This window comes from Clostridium algifaecis (assembly GCF_017874415.1).
GTDB lineage: Bacteria > Bacillota > Clostridia > Clostridiales > Clostridiaceae > Clostridium_B > Clostridium_B algifaecis.
The window spans coordinates 51,388-72,222 of record NZ_JAGGLM010000003.1; the positions used below are offsets into that span (position 1 = coordinate 51,388).

At 31.0% G+C, this 20,835-nt stretch carries 18 protein-coding genes and 1 pseudogene; 5 read left to right on the forward strand and 14 right to left on the reverse strand.

The window, feature by feature from the left end:
- Positions 1-210: 210 nt before the first annotated feature.
- Entirely contained in the window at positions 211-735 is a 525-nt protein-coding gene (locus J2Z42_RS04055) for a hypothetical protein (protein WP_209701098.1), read from the forward strand.
- A gap of 81 nt (positions 736-816) precedes the next feature.
- On the opposite strand, the gene J2Z42_RS04060 is transcribed toward J2Z42_RS04055, so the two are convergent.
- From J2Z42_RS04060 to J2Z42_RS04125, 14 genes are all read right to left on the reverse strand, one after another.
- Complete coding sequence (locus J2Z42_RS04060; protein ID WP_209701099.1) at positions 817-2,196, reverse strand: amino acid permease; 1,380 nt, start codon at positions 2,194-2,196, stop codon at positions 817-819.
- Between the two features lie 236 nt (positions 2,197-2,432).
- Positions 2,433-3,326 (reverse strand): class II fructose-bisphosphate aldolase, encoded by an 894-nt coding sequence (locus J2Z42_RS04065; protein ID WP_209701100.1) that lies wholly within the window; start codon positions 3,324-3,326, stop codon positions 2,433-2,435.
- A gap of 124 nt (positions 3,327-3,450) precedes the next feature.
- Complete coding sequence (locus tag J2Z42_RS04070; protein WP_209701101.1) at positions 3,451-4,017, reverse strand: glycerol-3-phosphate responsive antiterminator; 567 nt, start codon at positions 4,015-4,017, stop codon at positions 3,451-3,453.
- Between the two features lie 100 nt (positions 4,018-4,117).
- Positions 4,118-5,158 carry a 2-hydroxyacid dehydrogenase gene (locus tag J2Z42_RS04075; protein WP_209701102.1) on the reverse strand — a complete coding sequence of 347 codons (1,041 nt, stop codon included), beginning with the start codon at positions 5,156-5,158 and terminating at the stop codon, positions 4,118-4,120.
- Between the two features lie 235 nt (positions 5,159-5,393).
- Complete coding sequence (locus J2Z42_RS04080) at positions 5,394-6,434, reverse strand: 2-hydroxyacid dehydrogenase (protein ID WP_209701103.1); 1,041 nt, start codon at positions 6,432-6,434, stop codon at positions 5,394-5,396.
- A 30-nt stretch (positions 6,435-6,464) separates the two neighbouring features.
- A complete protein-coding gene (locus tag J2Z42_RS04085) occupies positions 6,465-6,623 on the reverse strand; it encodes a hypothetical protein (RefSeq protein ID WP_209701104.1) in 159 nt (52 codons plus the stop codon).
- Positions 6,624-6,656: 33 nt separating this feature from the next.
- Positions 6,657-8,720, reverse strand: a complete 2,064-nt coding sequence (locus tag J2Z42_RS04090) for a PTS sugar transporter subunit IIA (protein ID WP_209701105.1) — start codon at positions 8,718-8,720, stop codon at positions 6,657-6,659.
- Between the two features lie 26 nt (positions 8,721-8,746).
- Complete coding sequence (locus J2Z42_RS04095) at positions 8,747-9,565, reverse strand: sigma 54-interacting transcriptional regulator (protein ID WP_209701106.1); 819 nt, start codon at positions 9,563-9,565, stop codon at positions 8,747-8,749.
- A gap of 84 nt (positions 9,566-9,649) precedes the next feature.
- The gene (locus J2Z42_RS04100) at positions 9,650-10,123 is read right to left on the reverse strand and encodes a PTS sugar transporter subunit IIA (protein WP_209701107.1); all 474 of its coding nucleotides are present in this window, start codon (positions 10,121-10,123) and stop codon (positions 9,650-9,652) included.
- A gap of 23 nt (positions 10,124-10,146) precedes the next feature.
- On the reverse strand, positions 10,147-11,421 hold the full coding sequence (locus J2Z42_RS04105; protein WP_209701108.1) for a PTS transporter subunit IIC: 1,275 nt from the start codon (positions 11,419-11,421) through the stop codon (positions 10,147-10,149).
- A 76-nt stretch (positions 11,422-11,497) separates the two neighbouring features.
- Positions 11,498-11,794 carry a PTS sugar transporter subunit IIB gene (locus J2Z42_RS04110; RefSeq protein WP_209701109.1) on the reverse strand — a complete coding sequence of 99 codons (297 nt, stop codon included), beginning with the start codon at positions 11,792-11,794 and terminating at the stop codon, positions 11,498-11,500.
- Positions 11,795-12,058: 264 nt separating this feature from the next.
- Complete coding sequence (locus tag J2Z42_RS04115) at positions 12,059-13,177, reverse strand: 4-hydroxybutyrate dehydrogenase (protein ID WP_209701110.1); 1,119 nt, start codon at positions 13,175-13,177, stop codon at positions 12,059-12,061.
- Between the two features lie 118 nt (positions 13,178-13,295).
- The gene (locus J2Z42_RS04120; RefSeq protein WP_209701111.1) at positions 13,296-14,117 is read right to left on the reverse strand and encodes a Cof-type HAD-IIB family hydrolase; all 822 of its coding nucleotides are present in this window, start codon (positions 14,115-14,117) and stop codon (positions 13,296-13,298) included.
- Positions 14,118-14,182: 65 nt separating this feature from the next.
- On the reverse strand, positions 14,183-14,977 hold the full coding sequence (locus tag J2Z42_RS04125; protein WP_209701112.1) for a potassium channel family protein: 795 nt from the start codon (positions 14,975-14,977) through the stop codon (positions 14,183-14,185).
- Between the two features lie 189 nt (positions 14,978-15,166).
- Between J2Z42_RS04125 and J2Z42_RS04130 the strand changes: the two genes are divergently transcribed.
- The 4 genes and pseudogenes from J2Z42_RS04130 to J2Z42_RS14415 all read left to right on the forward strand — a co-directional run bounded on the left by J2Z42_RS04130 (position 15,167) and on the right by J2Z42_RS14415 (position 20,688).
- Positions 15,167-16,345, forward strand: coding sequence for a M20 metallopeptidase family protein (locus J2Z42_RS04130; RefSeq protein ID WP_209701113.1), 1,179 nt, complete (start codon positions 15,167-15,169; stop codon positions 16,343-16,345).
- 102 nt (positions 16,346-16,447) lie between these two features.
- Positions 16,448-17,338 carry a PLL family lectin gene (locus tag J2Z42_RS04135; RefSeq protein ID WP_209701114.1) on the forward strand — a complete coding sequence of 297 codons (891 nt, stop codon included), beginning with the start codon at positions 16,448-16,450 and terminating at the stop codon, positions 17,336-17,338.
- Between the two features lie 169 nt (positions 17,339-17,507).
- On the forward strand, positions 17,508-19,052 hold the full coding sequence (locus tag J2Z42_RS04140; protein WP_209701115.1) for an Ig-like domain-containing protein: 1,545 nt from the start codon (positions 17,508-17,510) through the stop codon (positions 19,050-19,052).
- A gap of 166 nt (positions 19,053-19,218) precedes the next feature.
- Positions 19,219-20,688, forward strand: a pseudogene (locus J2Z42_RS14415) (ISLre2 family transposase).
- Positions 20,689-20,835: the final 147 nt, after the last annotated feature.

A 20,835-nucleotide genomic window follows, 5' to 3' on the forward strand; every position in this document is an offset into this window, starting at 1 on the left:
TATGCCTGCCAGTATGATCAACGATTTTCATACTGTCTATATGTACCTCGTAATTATGATGAAAATAAAAAATATCCACTTGTTGTAATTATACATGGAACCGAAAGAGCTTCTCAGCAATATAGAGACAAGTTTATTGACTTTGCAAAATCAACAAATACAATAATTTTAGCACCCCTTTTTCCATGCGGTGTAATAGAACCTGCTGATATGGATAATTACAAATTCATAAAATTTCATGATATTCGTTTTGATATGGTTCTGCTTTCCATGATAGATGATGTTGCTTTAAGATATTCAATTATAAAAGAAAAATTCTTAATGCATGGTTTCTCAGGCGGCGGACAATTTGCCCATCGTTTTTTCTATCTCCACCCTGATCGCTTGCTTGGTGTATCCATAGGATCGCCTGGTAGAATAACATATCTTGACACATCAAAAGCCTGGTTTAATGGAATTGCGGATTTTGAAGAACAGTTTGGCAGGCCCATAAACATAAATAAATTGAAAAAAGTACCTGTCCAAATGGTAGTAGGAAGCAAAGACATTGAATATTTAAGTGATTATAGTCCATATGGGGATAACCGTATAGAAAGGTTAAAATCACTCAGGAATAACTTCGAAGAAAATGGTATACATGTCCAATATGATGAAGTTGCAGGAGCAGCTCATGAAGGTTTTAAGATTTTACCTCCTGTAAAAAATTTTTTTATAAGTATATTACAAAATGAATAGGCTGCTTAATTACACTAGAGCTAACAAAAAATACAAAAAGAACTTATTAATGCTTTTTGTATTTTTTATTAATATCATGTATTAGTTATCAGCATTTTTATTTAAACCAAAAATATAGTAAATAGCAATTAAAGCAATAATCCATAATGGTCCTAAGACAACAACAATTACTGTATCTTTATTAAATGCCATCATTATAAACACAAATACTAAATATGCAAGACTAATATAATTTACATAAGGATAGCCCTTGACTTTGAATCTTAAATTTTTGATCTTGTCCTCTGTAAGAGTCTTCCTATATTTTATATGAACAAGTAAAATCATAAACCATGCAAAAATTCCTGCAAAAGTTGCAACTGCTACCACATAGGTGAATACTTTATTTGGTACAAAATAATTAAGCGCAACACCAATAAACATACAGGCCGAAGAAGCCAAAATAGCATTTCTAGGCACTTTTGAAGCATTAACCTTTTTGAATACTTTCGGTGCAGAACCCTGAAGTGCTAGATTATAGACCATTCGTCCTGTTGTATATATACCGCTATTACAGGAAGACAGTGCTGCTGTAAGCACAACAAAATTTATAATTCCAGCTGCAACTTTTATTCCAAGTTTGCTAAAAGTTAAAACAAAAGGACTTCCTATTACTCCTATTTTGTTCCATGGATAAATGGACATTATTATTGTAAGTGATCCTATGTAAAATATACATATTCTCCAAAATACTTTATTTATAGCTGATGGTATTGTTTTTTGAGGATTTTTAGCTTCACCCGCTGTAATACCTATAAGTTCAGTTCCAAAAAAAGAAAAAGTAACCATAGGAAGAGCCTTAATTGTACCTTTTATTCCATTGGGAAAAAAGCCCCCATTAGTCCATAGATTTGATAATCCAACGATAACTCCCTTATTTCCAATTCCTGTTGTAATCATAATGGTACCAATTACTATCATACCAACAATAGTTACAACCTTTATAATAGAAAACCAAAATTCAAATTCTCCATAGGCTTTTACATTAATTAAATTTATAATTATCATAATAATAAGAGCTGTAAAGGCAGATACCCACTTTGGAACAGATGGATACCAAAAATCAATATATATACCTATTGCTGTAACTTCCGCCATACATATTGAAATCCAGTTCAACCAGTAAGTCCATCCTGTCAAATATCCTGCAAGTGGTCCTATATATTTATTGGCATATGCGCTAAACGAACCTGATAATGGTTCTTCAACTGCAATTTCACCAAGTGAACGCATTATAAAAAATAAAATAAATCCACCTAAAAGATATGACAATAAAATTGACGGTCCTGCTATTTTTATAGTATCTGCTGATCCTAAGAATAGTCCGACACCAATTGCACCACCAAGTGCTATCAATTGAATATGTCTTTCTTCCAGTCCTCTCTCAAGGTTCTCGCCTATATCAGCATTATTTTTATGCATAAAAAAACCCCTTTCATAATTTTATATAATCCGTAGTTTTTCGTTTAAAATTTACAAGAAATAATTTATTGATGACGCATAATATATATTTTATCCTATATTTAAACTATAATCTACATAGTATTTATTCATTAATTTTAAATTATGAATAAAATATTACATATTTTTATTTGCAAAAAAATAGATAGAGCATTTTTCATCTCTATCTACTTAATATATTTCTTTGCTTGATATACTTATTTTACTCTATTTTTAGATCCTAACAATGTCATCTTTGCCCTAACAACATCCTTCATTGCCTCTAATGGTTTAGCATAGGCTGTGGATGGCCATATAGCCATATGTTCCTTGCTATTCAGTAATTCCTTTAGTGAAGTGAAGAATCCTGTAAGCATCTCTGAAAATATATTTATTTTACAAATTCCAAGTTCAATTGATTTTTTTAGTGCTTCATCCGGTGTTCCGGAACCGCCGTGCATTACCATTGGAACTGTTGAAATTTTATTTAAAGTATCCAGTCTGTCAAAATGCAGTTTTGGCTCATGTACATATACGCCATGTGCAGTACCAATTGCAACAGCCAATGCATCAATATTAGTACTATCGATGAAATGTTTCATTTCTTTTGGATCTGTTAAAAAATCATCAGGGTTATCATATCCGTCTTTGTCATCCTTTTTTGCTCCCGTCTCTGAATTTCCAACAATTCCATCACCAACATGCCCTAATTCTGCTTCTACTGATACATTAAATTTATGTGCATATTCTACAACTTCTTTTGTGATTTTTATATTTTCTTCAATTGGTAGTACAGATCCATCAAACATTACCGATGTAAATCCACTGTCTATTGATTTCTTTATAAAATCTACATCTGTTGCATGATCTAAATGCAAACATACAGGTATACTAGCTTTTTTTGCCATATCCCTTAGTGAATCTGTCCAGTATTTTAATTTATCTCCTTGTAAATCAATTGTTAATCCCATCAAAATTACTGGTGATTTTAGTTCCTCAGCCACTTCAATAACTGCCATTGCCATATCATTATTGCTTACATCAAAAGCACCTACTGCATATTTATTTTTTCTAGCATCGCCTAATATAGTTTCTAAATTTACTAATGACATTTTAATTCCTCCCCTTATTTTTTATTATCAGATAAATTTATTTACATTATTCATAAAAAAATTCGACTAAAGGCTATTATAAACAATAGTCTCCAGTCGAATTCAATTTCACTATTCAACTAATTTATTTTGTTTTTATATTCCATAAAGATTTACAGCTTGTAGTAACTCCTCTAAATCCAGCCTCTTTCGCTTTATAAATCATATCTTCATTATCAATGAAACCACCTAATAAAAGTGGAACATTTTTTACCTTTTTTATTTCATCACCAAACTTCAGTCCGTATATACATGGTCTTATCTCTATAGCATCACATTTGGAGTTTGAAATAAGTCTTAAAGATGTATCAAAAGCTTTTGAATCCATCAATGTAATCCTCTGGATTGTCATTAATCCAATTTCCTTCATCATATTCATTTTAGGAGTATTGGCACCAATTACTCCATCAACCTTATACAGCTGTTTCAAAAGGTTAATCCCTATTTTGTCCAGGTTCAAACCTCCTATTAATTCGGCATTAACTATTGCCTTTTTATTAGCTTTATGACACTTATCAACAAGACATTTCAAATTTCCTATATGTGTCTCACTAAGCAGTATATACTCATTATCAAGCGAAAGTGCATATGAAACATTCTTGTTCATCCTTACCGATGGAATTATTAGAAATCTGTTATCTTCACTATTCATCAAATTTTCTCCAATTCTCTGAATTTTTATTATATTATAACTACATAATATATACCCATCGGCTATTTGTCAATATTAGCTTAATACAATGTTTTACAATTTAATTACGCACATTTTTCATTGGCAATCCCTGTAAATAGTTCTTAATATCTTCAAAACCTATTTCTACAGAATTACGCATAGTATCACATGAAGTTCCTGCAAGATGTGATGTAAGCGTAACATTATCAAGTTTTAAGAATGGACTATCAGCTGGAAGTGGTTCCTCATCAAATACATCTATTGCAGCACCACCTATAGATTTAGTCTGCAAAGCATGAATGAGGGCATCTGTGTCAACTATTCCAGCACGTGCTGTATTTATAAAATATGCAGTAGGTTTCATCTTTTCAAATTGTTCTGTTCCAATAAACTTATTGGTCTTCTCTGAAAGACGGATGTGTATTGTAATAAAATCAGATTGTTCGAGCAATTCTTCAAGTGTTACAGCTGTGCATCCAGCTTCTTCTATAACTTTAGGATCTAAAAATGGATCATATACAACAATATTAGAACCAAAGCCCTTCAATCTTTCAACAACACGTCTGCCTATATATCCAAATCCAATTATTCCTACAGTACATGCACGCATATCATGAATGTATTCCTGATTTACAAACTTTTTGCACCATTTTCCTTCACAAATAAGTTTATGACTTCGTGCAATATTTTTATTTTCAGCAATCATCATACCAACGGTAAAATCAGCTACAGCATGAGCACTACGCCATGGTGCATTTATAAGCTTGATTCCTCGTTTAGTTAATTCTTTTACATCAGCATTTTCATAGCCACCACGCAATACAGCAGCAACCTTTAAATTTTCACAAGCATCAATAATTTCTTTATTTATAGAAGCAACATGAACTACTATAATATCTTTATCCTTGCAGTTATCCAGCAGAGGTTTGTACGTAGGTGCAGCATCAACGCCGCCTAACTCAATTTGAAGCATACGATCAGTAATTGGACCCATAGCGTACATATCTTTATCTTCTATCATAGTAACCTCTTCACCATACTGTTCAAGTTCAAACATTTTTTGCATCAATTCAGAAGTAACTCCACCATCGGATACAAGTAAAATCTTTGTCTTTTTCATAATAATTCATTCCCCTTTTCTTTTTAATAATAAAAAAATCGACCCAAGACTATTATTGACAATAGTCTTAAGTCGAATTCATTTTCACCATTCAACTAACTTTATTTTGTTTTATAAAAAAACGTATACAATAAAAATTAACTTATTTTTTACTTTAATTATACTTGATTATTATTCATTTGTCAATTATATTCGTTTACATTTTTGTTAACTTATTCTTATTATAGTTATAATTTTAAAATTCCGGGTTTATACCATTTACAATCGGTAAATTTTCATTTTTGTCTAACGCTCTCGCTAAAATATCTCTCATGAATTTCGGACTATTAATAAATGCATCTCTTGTAGAACCTGCCATATGTGGTGTAATTGTTATATTATCAAGTTGTAGTATTTTATCATTTTTCACTATAGGTTCAACATCAAAAACATCTATTGCCGCCCCTGAGATTTTACCTTCGTCAAGAGCTTCTACTATACTCTTCTCATCAACTAACCCTGAACGTGCTGTATTTACAATAACAGATGTCGATTTCATTAATGATATTTCTTTTTTACCAATCATATGATAAGTATCATCTGTAAGTCTTGCATGAATAGAAATTATATCTGAATTCTTAAGTAAATATTCTAGATCAACAATTTCTATATAATCTATATTACCTTTAAAAAACGGATCATAAACTAATATTTTGCATCCAAAAGCATTTAAATAACTTGCTACAAGTTTTCCAACGGAACCAAATCCAACAAGTCCAACAATCTTTCCATTTAGTTCTGGCACAAAACCACTATTAGGAAATTTTTTTCTCCATTCCCCATTCTTTAAAGCAGCATGGGATCTTGCTATATTCCTAATTTCAGAAAGTATCATACCAATAGTAAATTCAGCTACTGCTCTTGCATTACGCCCCGGTGTATTCATAACCGATATTTCCTTCGCTGCTGCATATTCACAATCTATATTCTCCGCTCCTCCTCTTAATACCCCTATAAGCTTTAAATTTTTAGCTTTTTCTATCAATTTTTTAGACACAGGTGTAAATTGTACTATTAAAATATCATAATCTTCAATGTCCCAAATAAGTTCTTCAGATAATTCTACTGCCTCAGGTCCATTTTGTTCTATGAGAAGATTATCTTTCTGAAGCATTTCAAGATTTTTATGTTCCCATTCTCTTACTGTTATTTCAATTCCGTAACCTTTTAATTCTTTTAATCCTTCTTCCATAACTTCTTTACCTATAAAATTATCTCCAATCGCAAGTAACCTCATAGTACCATCTCCCTATATAATAATTATATTCTAATTATTCTTATTTTCATCAATATTCTTATATATGTTCTGAAATATACCCCAAAACTCATCCCAATTCAAACCAATCTCTTTACAAATTTCTACATCACAAAAACCTTCGTTCAATAATTGTTTTACCTTTTCTTTTTCTGCATTTTTATCTATCAATCTCACCCCCGCAGCTTTAAAACATAGTTTGACTTAACTGCTTTGATTTATTATGTTAATAAATTCCGTGGATGTTCCCGCATTTTTCAAGCTATCCAATATTTCATTATTCTTCAGTATTTTGAATAATTCAGTTACTGTATTAAGGTCATTGTCACTAATTACAAGCATACATACCAGAACAACTTTTCTCCCGCCATTATCCCATTCAATAGGCTTCTTAAGTCTCAAAAATACTATACAGGAATTATTCACATAAGCAGATAATCCATGTGGAATAGCTATATCGCCTTTAAAATATGTAGTATTCATTTTTTCTCTTTCTACAACTGAATTGAGATATTCCTTTTTAACATATCCTTCATTAAATACAATAGCACACATTGTTTCCAGTATTTCCTGCTTTGTATTCAAATCAGAATCCAGCAAGACAAATTTCTCCTTTATTATACTTTTTAGTCCATTATAACGATTTTGTTTCATAATATAATCAAGAAATATTTTCTTGTTGTTTACAAAGTTGTTTTCAAAAGGAATAAATTTTATTCCCTCTATTCCAGGATTTATTGTTCCAACTATAGCCACAATATTGTACTCCAGTTTTAAACATTCTATTCTCTTCTTTAAGTTTTCATCAATAAGTCCCAACGTAAATATCTTTACATTTTTATAATTATGCATTAATGTATCTCTTATACTCTCAGCTGTTCCATGACCTGTAAGACACATGGATATTATTGCTGGCGGTTTTTTTGAATGGCTAACCGAGACCATCTGAAATTTATATTTTGAGTTAATTAATTCATAATATATATCATCTAGATCTTTTTCTTCCACATATACCTTTCTAACTGCCTCAAATGCTGTAAGAAGATCAATTCTATCAATAGTACGGGTTTTTATTCCTGTCCTCTTATTTATGATATCTCCAATATTAACCAAAGACCCCATGTCAACAAGAAATAATATGCCTTTCCCTGTATTCAATATTTTTGATATTTCTATAGTTTTTTCAAATATCTTGGAAGGATTAACATCAAGCGGCATATCTATAGCTATTGGAAAATTTATATTCATAAGTTCATTTACTACCTTAACCATTTCAGTAGCTACTCTTCCATGACACATTATTACAATTCCTATTTTATCTTTCTTGATCTTAGTCTCAAGAAGTTTTCTTATATACATTGCTATAAATCCTATTTCATCTTCAGGTATTTGAATTTTCTCCTCATTTTCAATCTTTGAAGATAAGCTGCAAGCTAGACTATACTCTTCCTTCATATTATTCTTTATATACATAATATTTGGATTTATTATATCGATTTTAAAACGTATTCTCTTTATTGCTTCATTTATGTGTATAGCAAGATATACTATTATATTTTCACTTATATTTTGTTCATGATATTTTGATTTTAAATTTGTTACAAATTCTTTTAAGATAGAAATGATTGTATCTTTTACAATATATTTTAGATTATCAAGACAGCTAATGCCTTTACTGTTATTCAAGTCAAAATCTATATTGTTAAAATTTTTAATTATAAATGTCCATAGTATCTTTTCCATTTCATCTGATGATAGATTCAACTTCTTAAGCTCATGATATTTTTTCTCTATTTTTTCATATATATCTTCCGGCAGTGAATATTTTGTTTCTTCATCAATACTATTATCAACAATCGTATTATTGTCAGCATCGCCCTTAGGAATAAAAAGTTTATCTTTTATAATCATATTAAGTTCAGACATATCATGATTGTTTATACTTACATCTTCGCTGAAAAAATTATTGTATAATATTTCATTTAATCCTATATCTATTTCATCTTTTTCTGCATTTATTTTATCTATATAAGCATTAGCACAAGTAACCTGTATCTCACTTTTAATCTGTCCTATGTTTCCCTGGTAATTTTTTAAAGCAAAAGATTTGATTATTTTTTCATTTACAAAAATCTTGGAATTAGTTCTATTTGACTCCGTCTGAAAAAAATTATATATGAGTTTAGCTTTTTCTCTAACTGACCTTTCTTTAAGCGGCGGTATAGAAATAAGCATTGGAATCCTTCTTCTAAAACTTGTAAGCAGCATTGATTCTATATCTTCAGTAGTTGCGCCTATAAAAAAACCCTTGCTTTTCTATCATTAGATGTTTCTCCAAGCCTCTTAAATGTTCCCTTGTCAAGTAATGAAAAAAGTATTTCCTGTCCTTTTGGAGGTAATCTGTGTATTTCATCTAAAAAAAGTATCCCATTATTCGCTTTTTCCACAAGTCCTTCCGTATCATTATCTGCTCCAGTAAAAGAACCTTTTTTATAACCATATAATATTGAAAGCAGCAGCTGTGGATTATCACCATAATCTGCACAATTTAACGATATAAAAGGAGCATTCTTGTGAATAATTTGCTGCTGGACAGCATATTTATGCATATATTCTACAAAAAGTGTCTTACCTGTACCACTTTCTCCAATTATAAGCGTTGAAAGACCAAATGGAGGATAACGCACTGCTGCTTTCGCTTGTTTTATACACTTTTTAAGACTTCCATCATAACCAACCAAACTACTGAAAATATCTACATTGTTATTTTGTTTTAACGATTCTTTTAATTGAGGCGATTTTTTATAATTTTCATAGTTATCAAGCAGCTTACTTACATAACCTTGAGACACATCAAAACCAAGCTTAACAAGTTCGATATTAATCTGCCTGTAATTAATATCCGGATTTTTGCTTTTAATAGCTTCTATAGCTTTGATTATTCTAAATTTTTTTCGTTCTCTTGAATTTGGTATATTTAATTCATGCCTGATATTTGTAACTGTCTCCCTCAATATAGAAAGTTTTTGTGATATTTCTTCATCACTCAATGGTTTCTTGACATCTTCTGATTCAATGATTTCCTTAACTTTTTTTAAATTGCCATCACTCAAATATATTCACCTCCAAATATATCATTTGAAGTAGCAAAAATACTATTTGCTTTCTATTTAAATTTAGAAAGCAAATAGTTTATTTTAATCAAATTTTAATATCTGCGACATGAAAATTTTATAAGCCTCATCTTTGGATTCAGCATAATATAGCTTTTTTAAATTTTCCTCATCCTTACAATAGTTTACTATATTTCTTAAATAATTGAGGTGACTATTTTCTCCTTTAAGGGCAAGTAAAAATACTACACCTACATTTATTTTAGATTTACTGTCTTCCATTTTACAAAATTCAATCGGTTTTTTTAAGATACCCATTATAACAGCAGGTTCTATCACATTTTCACGTTCCGAATGAGGAACAGCTATGCCTATAGGCTTTGTTGCAAGTCCAGTTGGATATACATGTTCTCTTTTTATAGTGGCATTAACATATTGTTCATTTACATATCCTTTGTTTTCTAAATAATTTGATATATATTTTATAGCATCTTCTTTTGTTTTTATATTATCCATTATCAGCATATCATAATATATACCGTCAATTGTATTATTCATGTAGCTCCTCCTTTTATGTTTAATTAAAATCCGAATATAAGACTAAATGCTTTGTAAACTATTACAACCAAAGGTGTACCTGTGGCATCCCATGCTGATATAGCTCCTTTTGCGACATTATAATTCATAGTTCCAGCAAGTGCCGTCATAGGTCCTGCCATAAGGCTTGCACCCCAACAGAAAAGGCATACTATAATGGATTCAATAATTATATTATGAAATATGTTTCCTCCAGTTATTGCATTTACAGCTGCACTTTCCCACAATACTATTATTAAACTTACAGAAGCTATCATTGTATTTCCAGGAAGTACAAGAGAAATAAGTAATGCTATAGGATACATTAGCAATGTGGTTGGAGTAACTGCTGGATGACCTATTACAGTAGAACAATCAAGTGCTATACGAACATCATCTCTATGCAATTTGGATGTAAGCATTTTCCTTGCAGCTTTAATAACAGGGAACCATCCTTCTACAAGTATTGCTGCCATTCTCGGAAGAAGTAAAAATGCTGCTGACATCTCAACTCCTAGTAAAAATGCTGGCATAATACCTATCTGGCTTAAAAGTCCAATAAGTATTCCAACCAAAGCTCCCATAACTGTAGTCTCACCAAATATTCCAAATTTCTCTTCTATAGTTTCAGCTTTTATAGTAACATCTTTTATAACAGGTATTCTTCTTAAAACCCATTCAAGTGGTATTGCTATACATGCCTGAAAAGAGAAGTGGCTTCCATGAGGCCATGAACCTCCTGGTGGAAAATTATTTATTTTTTCTATATAAGGTGCAGCAATATCTGCTGCTTTTACATCAATCATCAAAAATATAATAACTGATAATGTAGCTATCCAAAAGTTGTGCGAAGCTACTCCAATCATACCTCCAAGAAGCATAGGTCTCCACGTATTAAATATATCTACATATAAAGTTTTAGTATACCTTATATATACCAGGAAAACATTCAATATCAAAAACAACAGTACACCAAAATATCCATACGTATTTCCAAAAGCATAAGTTAAACATCCCCATCCAATATCTACAACACTTTTGTGAAATCCATATATTTTAACTATATTATTTACAGGCTGAGACATCGCTGTTTGTATAAGATTAACTATAAGCATTATACCTTGAAGCCCTATAGATACTTTCAGTGAACCAAGTATAGCTTTTTTAATTGGTACACGTATTGCCAAACAAATTATAAGAAATAAACCTACTATTGTTACACTAGAACTAAATCCAAAGAAAGCATGCAATGCACTGGTTATTTGACTTATTATTCCCATATTTTTTCCTCCATTCTAAGTGATTTTAAACGTTTACTTATCTCACATACTTTAATAGCGCTATTAACTTTAAAACTTATAGTCCTTTGACAATTGCTGTAATTTCATCTAATGCTTTTTTTGCCGCATTATCATCAAGCATTATACCAAGTGCCCTTACCATCGGAACATCAGATGGATTTTTCAATTCAACTGTAGTTGCAATTAAGTCTGCACTTCCAACTTGTTCTTCAAGATCTGTAACCCTGCATATAACAACTTTTACATTTTTAATTTTTTCCTGTTTCATTCTATCTTCTATTTCTTCTTTTAAATAATTGGATGTACATATTCCTGCACCACAGCAGCATAATATTTTAATATTGTCTTTCATGTTCTCATCTCCTTTTTAATTCTTATACCTTTTATATAAGCAAAACCCATGCCAATTACAATTTTTATAATCGTAATTCCCTTAAACACTAATGTTACAATTATTTAATCTGTGTTTACAATTACAAAAGTCATATTATAATCTTTTTTATTACAAATAAATAGTTTTTCGTAATGCTTCTTATTTTATTCATAAAGATAAAAATGCCATTTCAGAATAATCTTTTTTAATCATTTTGAAATGGCATTTTTAAAAATTCATATACTAATATAATCTTTCATATATTCCACGAATTTCTTCTCTTGATAGTGGGACATAATTGTTTGCAAGAAGTCTCTGCTGTCCAGCTATTACACTATCAGTAAACTCATCTATTTCTTCTTCCTTCATTCCATATTCTTTAAGAGGTTTTCTGGCAAGTAACTTATCAAGAACCCCAGATAAATCATCATATACACTGCTAACATCCTTTGTTCCAAGTATATCTGCTAAAATTTTATTTACCTCTTTTATCTTTCCATCTGGATCTAATCTGTTATAAGTTTTGAATACTTCAGTAAAAAACTGATAGTTTGCTTCTCCATGTGGAACATGATATCCTCCACCTAGTGGATAAGAAAGTGCATGTACTGCTCCGACACCTGCATTTCCAAAAGCTATGCCTGCATAATTGCTTCCAATTAAGAAATCTTCAATTATATCCAATCTATAATCCTGTCCCTTTTCAATTATATCCATGTAGCCCTTAAGTATTAAATTTATAGCTTGTACACTAAATAATTGAGTAAAAGAATTAGCTTTTGGAGAAACATAAGATTCAACCGCATGTATTAAAGCATCCACCGAACTTGTAACGAAAAATTTATAAGGAAGTCCCTTAACTAATTGTGGGATAAATACTGCATAATCGGGATATAATTCATCAACTGCAAGTCCCATTTTAGTATGTTTTGATTTTATCTCAGCTATAGATACATTTGTAACTTCACTTCCTGTTCCACAGGTAGTTGGAATTGCAATAAGTTCCTTGTCTTTTATTATAGGCATTTTCTTCTCAAATAAATCAACAGAGTTATCTACATCTTTTATAGTCAAAAGTTTGCATATATCTATTATAGAACCACCGCCTATTGCAATAATTCTTTTAAAATTTTTACCTTTCATATCATTTATAATAGAATTTATCATATCATCCGATGGTTCACCTTTACCATAACTTTCTCTAAAAACAATTTCTGCATCAAGATTTAATTCTTTCATAAATGGTTCATATAGGTATTTATTTGTCAGAACAAAATCACCTTTTCCTATTTTGAACTCCTCAGCAAATTCACCGAACTTATTAAATTTGTAAACTTTAGGTACAACACTAAATAATTTCATAAACTATGCCCCTCTTTTTATACTATTTGATATTTTTTATTTATAATTTTAATTATATCATCATACCTTATAAATTTACCACCATAAAATTCATTTTTTTTACTTTATAATATCTTTTTTACTTTATAATATTATTAATTGCATAAGCTATTCCAGAATCATCACAGGATTTGGTTACATATTTTGCTGCTGACCTGGCATCCTCTACCGCATTTTCCATAGCTATTGGCATACCAACTATTTTCAGCATATCAATATCATTATAGTTGTCTCCAAATGCAATTACCCTGCTTAAACTTACATTTAACTTTTTAGATAAAATTTCAAGTGCATTCCCCTTGGAAATATTTGATGCCATAATATCCACCAAAGTTTCGCCAGAGCTTACCACCGTCAGGCCATTATATTTTGAAAAATTTCGTTCAAGTTCTATAACCTCAGCCCTTTCATCACAAACCAGCAAAATCTTTAAAACTCCCATACCATCTATTGAATCCATCAATTTGTCATCTACAAAATTTATAGGTATTTTACTATCTTTATCAAACGTTTTATTAAGTCTTCTATACTTTTCTCCTATTCGATTTCCTTCATTTGAATACACCTGATCGACAGTATATACAAGAAAGCTCAAATTATCACGAAAACATTGTGTCAGAACCCTCCTGACATCATCTTTGTTAATTATTTTAGAATAAAGTATTTTCCCTGTTCTTATATTCTTGATTAATCCACCATTGCAGCATATTATATATCCATTTAAACTCAATTCTTTTATATATAACTTCAATAAAGTATCCACTCTTCCTGATGCAATCATTACTTCCACTCCATCATTTTGAAGTTTTTTAAGTGCTTTTTTATCTTCTTGTGATATTTCTTTTTCTGAATTCAATAAAGTACCATCCATATCACATACACACCATTTGTAATCATTCATTAATAGCTTCTCCTCCCATTATTAAATGCTCTTAAAACCAACGTCTTAATTATTTTATCATTAATTTAAGATTTTTTCTTCAACGCCCTCAATACTTCACATATATTATTTACATCTTCATTAGATAATCTATCAAAGTTATCAAGTTTTTTCTTTATGCCTCTAATAACTTCACTCTTAAAATCTCCCTGAAGATTATTAAGCTTCTTGTCAATAAAATATGAAGAAATTGTACTTGTTAATATACCTATAAATCCTATTCCTGTAATCATTAAAATTGAAGCTATTATTCTCCCAAGTGTAGTTGATGGAGAAATGTCACCATATCCTACAGTAGTAGTGGTTACAAAGCTCCACCATATAGCATCACCAAAGCTCCTGCCCTCCGTAAGATGGAGACCTATTGCACCAATGAATATAATTAAAACAGTAGCTTGAAGTGCATAATTAAAATTGTTTGTTTTCATAAACTTGCCAGCATATTTTTGAAATTTCAAAAAGAAAGCCAGTGCCTTTATGGATCTTAGAATATTTAATATTTTTATAAGTTTAAACAATCTTACCGATTCAAATATCCTAAAGCTTTGAAATATAATATTAAAAGGCATTATTGCAATTAAGTCTATGATGTTTTTCTTAACAAAAGTTTTTTTGTCACGTGAAATGACAAACCTCGTAAAATAATCAATTGTAAAAATAGTCCATATGGTATCATCAATATAAGCCAATATATGTACTTCCATATATGAAGGTTTACTTGCCGATTGTAATATAAGTACTGCAATAGCTAAAAATGCCAATATGCTCATAAATACATCATAAATTAATTCAAAATTTCTATGTTGAATTTTTGTAATCATGTTTATCCCCCCAGATAAAACCCATAAAAATTAAATCATCAATAATCATAATATTACATTTTTGTGATTAAAAATACAATGAATAAATTATAGTTTTACTTGTAGTAAATAATCATATTTTAGAGTATAATGTCATTACCTGTAAAAACACTAACTAATAAGTTAATGCAATTAAGGAGGGTTTTATGTATGGACAATATTATAAAGGAACTTACAGATAAATATTATAACGAAATAGTAGGATTAAGAAGATATTTTCATAAAAATCCTGAAATCAGCAAAAAAGAATTTAATACTCAAAAGAAAATCATAGAAATATTAAGTACTCTGGATTTAAATATCAGAAAAGCTGCCGGAACCGGAGTCATAGCTGAATTAAATGGAAAATATCCAGGTAAAACTATAGCAATTCGTGCAGATATAGATGCTCTGGCTATAGATGATGATTGTGGCAAACCCTACCAATCTCAAAACAAGGGTGCCTGCCATGCATGCGGACATGACGGACATACAGCTATGCTCATTGGAACTGCAAAGGTTCTATGCAATATGAAAGATAAAATCAATGGAAATATAAGATTTATATTCCAGCCAAGTGAAGAAGAAGTAGCTGACGGATCAGGTGCAGATTCAATTATAAAAGATGGTGGTCTGGAAAATGTATCTGCAATTATAGGTTCTCACCTGTGGCAGCCTGTAGAATTTGGAACTGTAGGAATATCCGAAGGTCCTGTTATGGCGGCAAGTGACGAATTTTCCATATTTATCAAAGGAAAAGCAGGACACGCATCAATGCCGCATCAAACAATAGATTCCATACTGACAGCATCTCAAATAGTAGTAGCATTAAACACAATTGTAGGGCGAGATGTAGATCCTATGAAACAGGCTGTTGTTTCAGTCGGAGTACTAAAATCCGGTAAAGTGTATAATTCTATAGCAGGTACTGCAATGCTGAAAGGAACTATAAGATCTCTTGATGAAAATGTTCGAAAAGATGTATTCGATCATATAAAAAAAATTGTAGAAGATATCTGCGATATGGTTGGAGCCCATTGTAAAATTGAAAGAAACACATGTACTTACGTTCTTTCAAATGATCCAAAAGTTACAAGTATAGTCCTTGAAGCAGGAAAAGAAGTACTTGGAGAAAATGCCCATGAGATAAAACCTTTTATGAGCAGCGAAGATTTTTCATATTACCTGAAAAAAGTTCCGGGATGCTTCATATTCATAGGTGTAGGAAATATTGAAAAAGGAATTATATACCCACAGCACCATCCTAAATACGATATTGACGAGAGGGCTTTGTCCTATGGTGTTCAAATCATGAGCAGTGCAGCTTTAAAACTCTTATCAAAGATTTAAAACTTAAATTTTGCTAAATCCTACCTGTAACATATGATAGCTTGTTTCATAAAATATAATTGATTGGGATTTTAATCCATAGCAAAATTTAAGGAGTATTAAATGTATAATAATGAATTTTTTTATTGTCCATTTTTAAATGAGCAAATGAGAAGTAATAGAGTAGTTATTCCACCTACTCGTGACAGATGGAGTAGATGGGAAAATCTTGGTGGAGTATTAGCTGCGGCACCAGCAGCTTCATCCTGGGCACCAAACAGGCTGGATACCTTTGTAACCGGCACTGATAATGCTCTATGGCATAAATGGTGGAATGGCTCCAGGTGGAGTAATTGGGAAAGCCTTGGTGGAATATTGACTTCCGCTCCAGCAGCTGTATCCTGGGGAAACAACAGAATTGATGTTTTTGCCAGAGGCAGAGATAATGCTATGTGGCATATTTGGTGGAATGGTTCTAGATGGAGTAATTGGGAAAGCCTTGGTGGAAGGTTAAGTTCTTCACCGGCAGTTTCTTCATGGGCATCTAATAGATTAGATACTTTTGTAAGGGGAACCGACAATGCCCTATGGCATAAATGGTGGAATGGCTCCAGGTGGAGTGATTGGGAAAGTCTTGGTGGAATATTGACTTCATCACCAGCAGCTGTATCCTGGGGAAATAATAGAATTGATGTACTTGCTAGAGGTCAGAGAAATAGAGTAATGCATTTATTCTGGAATGGTTCCAGATGGAGCAGATGGCAGGATCTTGGTGGATTAATAAACTCTTCACCAGCAGTCTCTTCTAGAGCTGCAAACAGGCTGGAGGTATTTGCCAGAGGCTTAAATAACCAATTGATCACCATGTCATGGAATGGTTCTAGGTGGAGTCCTTGGACAAGTATCGGTGGAATTATAACGTCAGCACCGGCAGCTGTATCCTGGGGACGAAATAGAACTGATGTATTTGCCAGGGGCAGAGACAATGCAATGTGGCATATTTGGAAAAATTAAAAAACACTTTTCATATATTATGATATTAGCCGCTTGAGAAATTTTTCAAGCGGCTAGTTAAATTATTGTGGTAACATTTCATCCTAACTTGTCTCATTAAAGTATTAATAGTAAAATAATTATATTAACTTTTATTTTGTTAAAATTTATGTAGAAAGAAGAGACGATTTTGTTTAGGAAGTTGAAAAACATTTTATTTCTTGCAGGAATGGTTACAATTTTACAGCTAGCTCCTCATAATCTAGTCCTAGCCAGTACAGTTTCCACTCCATCTAGCACAGTTAAAACTACTTCAGCTCAGGATTATTCCAATCCCAAAACACAAAAAACACAAAATGATACATCTACTACTACTGCTACTACTGATGCATCTCCACAAACTTCATCTCAAGCTCAATCTAAAAAAAATACTGTATCATCTGAAACTGAAACAGTAAAAAACGACTTTGTTTATTCATCAATAAATGAAGATAATTTTCAAAATGTAGCTTTGGATAAAATATGGACAATAGAACTTAATCAACCTGTAGAATTATCATCAGCCAAAAATAGTATAAAGATAGTAAACCAGAGTACCAAAGCTGAAATACCTATAAATGTATCTTTAAGTGAATATAATATGTACATAAATGTAGCTGCACTATCTAACTATGACCCTGACACTTATTATACTCTAACTATAGACGGCAGCCTTACATCAAAACGTAATGAGCATTTAAAAGATTCTATCACTTTAAATTTCAAAACTGCTCCTAAAATAGTTTCAGTAAATACTATAACTACATCCATCGGACAAGGTGACAGCTACACACTTCCATCAACGGTAACTGCAAACCTTTCAAATGGTTCTACGGAACAGGTAAGCATAACTTGGGACAAGCCTGTTGATACATCGGAAGCTCCTGGAGATTATGCTTATGAGGGAACTGTGAAAGGCTATGATGGCAAGGTTAATCTGGACCTAACTATAAAAGCTAAATCCAGCTCTTCTTCATCTAATACATCTATCTGGATATGGGAACTCCAAAAACAAGTAGATAAATATGGTGGTATAGACAATTTAATATCAGAATTAAAATCACTTGGTATAAATGATGTATGCATTAAATATCATGATGGTACAGACACAGCTGCTGATGGAGCAGATTTTAAAGGTGACTTTTTAAAATATGTAGGTGATTTCAAAAATGCAGGCTTCAAAGTCGGAACCTGGGGATATAATCGTTTTAATGATCCATCAACTGAAGTTAATATAATAATGGATGCAATTAAAAATAGTGATTATTATGTTTTTGATGCAGAAGACGATGTAGTTAATAAGACATCTCAAACAGAAAGTGTACTTAAAACTATAAGACAATATATTCCTAATGCTGTTTTAGGATATACTTCATTTCCTATAGAAAGTTATCACCAAGATGTACCTTATGCTATTTTTAATGAATATTGTGATTTTACAGCACCTCAACTTTATTGGGGAGAACTGCAGTGGTCTGTTACAAAAGCTACAGATAAAATGATTCAGGATTATAAAAATGCTGGTTTGGACAAGCCTCTGTATCCATTGATACAAACTTATGCTGTACCAGAGAGCGACTATCAAACATACTCTAATTATAACTTCAATCAAACCGGACTTTGGTCACTTGATGATATGCAAAGTACCTGTGTTGATTATTTAACCAATAATCATGGAAAATTAACAGATGCTTGATCATTTAATCTAAAAAAAGATTCTACCTAAAGTGTAAGTAAAATATTTTTAGGCAAAAAATAAGGAAGGCCCACCAGCAATTACCTCGCCGGTAGGCCTTTAATTCATACTAAAATCCTTTTATAATAGTTTTACCATAAAAAAACATAAAGAAAGGAGTATTAGTATGAATAATATTATTTTAAATCATGATAGAGTAAATTTCAATGAAATTGAGAAGGTAGTTTTTGGAATCGTTTGTGAAGCAGGCTTATCAATTGTTAAAGGGCTAATGGAAAATTTAGATGAAGAGTTATTCAACAGCAGAGATAAAAAGAAATATAGATATAAATTTAAAACACAAAAGACTATTCAAACTGTTATGGGAGATTTAACTTTTCAAAGAAGATATTATATAGACAAGCATACAAGAGAAGGAATATGTCTTTTGGACAATATTTTAGATTTAGACACTATAGGAAGAACAAGTTTAAATCTTGTTGAAAGAATTATTGACAATGCAGTTGACAATTCTTATAGAGAAAGTGCTAGAAAAATAGAAAATACAACAGTAACTAAAGTAAGCCATCAAACTATAAAAAATAAAGTAGATTTTGTAGGAACAGCCATTGAAAAGCTTGAAAATGTAAGGGTTGAAAAATATCTGAATAATGAACTTAAAGGAGAGAAAGAATCTAAAATACATTTTGAAGAAAAAGACGGAGTCTTCTTGAGAATACAGGGATAGAAACATAAGCAGGAACTTAAGCTAGCAAAGGTATATGAGGGTTGGCGTAAATATAATGAATCATATCATACTGTAGGTACCTGTTATTATGCAGGATATGAAGGCACTGAAGCTTTTGATAGCATTATTAATAGTGGCATAGCTGAAGTATATAATGAAGATGGAATTCAATATATAATATTAAATGGAGATGGAGCATCCTGGATTAGTGCTGAAACAGAAAATAGCTTAAATAAGATCTATCAATTAGATTTGTTTCATATATATCAAAAAGCTAATCGAAAGATAAAAAATAAAGAAGCTAGAAAGAAAATTAAAAAACTATTAAAGAAAAAGAAATATGCTGAAACTATAGAAAAACTCAAAGAATTTATAGATAAAGAAACTGATGAAAAAGCTAAGGAAGAATTAAAAGAAGTATTTAACTATTATAATAATAACTTTGATGCACTGATCAGATATCAAGATAAAAAGGATATTTTCTTACCTCAACCCCCTGACGGGATAGAATTTAAAGGATTAGGTACAATGGAGAGTAGTATAAGAAATGTGCTAGTTTTAAGAATGAAAAACAATGGAACTGCTTGGTCTATAAGTGGTGCAAATCATATGAGCAAACTTCTTTGTCTTAAACATTCTGGAGATTTACATGAACAGCTTAAGAAAATACTAAAAAATAGCAAAGTCGTAGACTTCATAGATATAAATAAAATGATTATAGATAAGTTAAATGAGTCTAAAAGAACCATAAGTGACGAAGTTAAAATACTTTTAAAGCAGCAGAAAAAGCCTACAAAGTATAATGAAAATATACAAAGCAGTATACTATATGGACAAGGCAAAGTTACAAGAATGCAACAAATATTAAAGGGTCTATCGACCTTTGATTTTATGAGTAAAATACTATAAATGTAATAATTTATTAAAAAAGCACTTAAAATACAATAGTATAAGTCTGCCAAAAATAAAAAAGGCAAAATATTGGTAATGAAGAAAAATTTGCGCCATATAAATTTTTACTGTGACCTACCTAAATAAAGTAGAATCTTTTTTTTA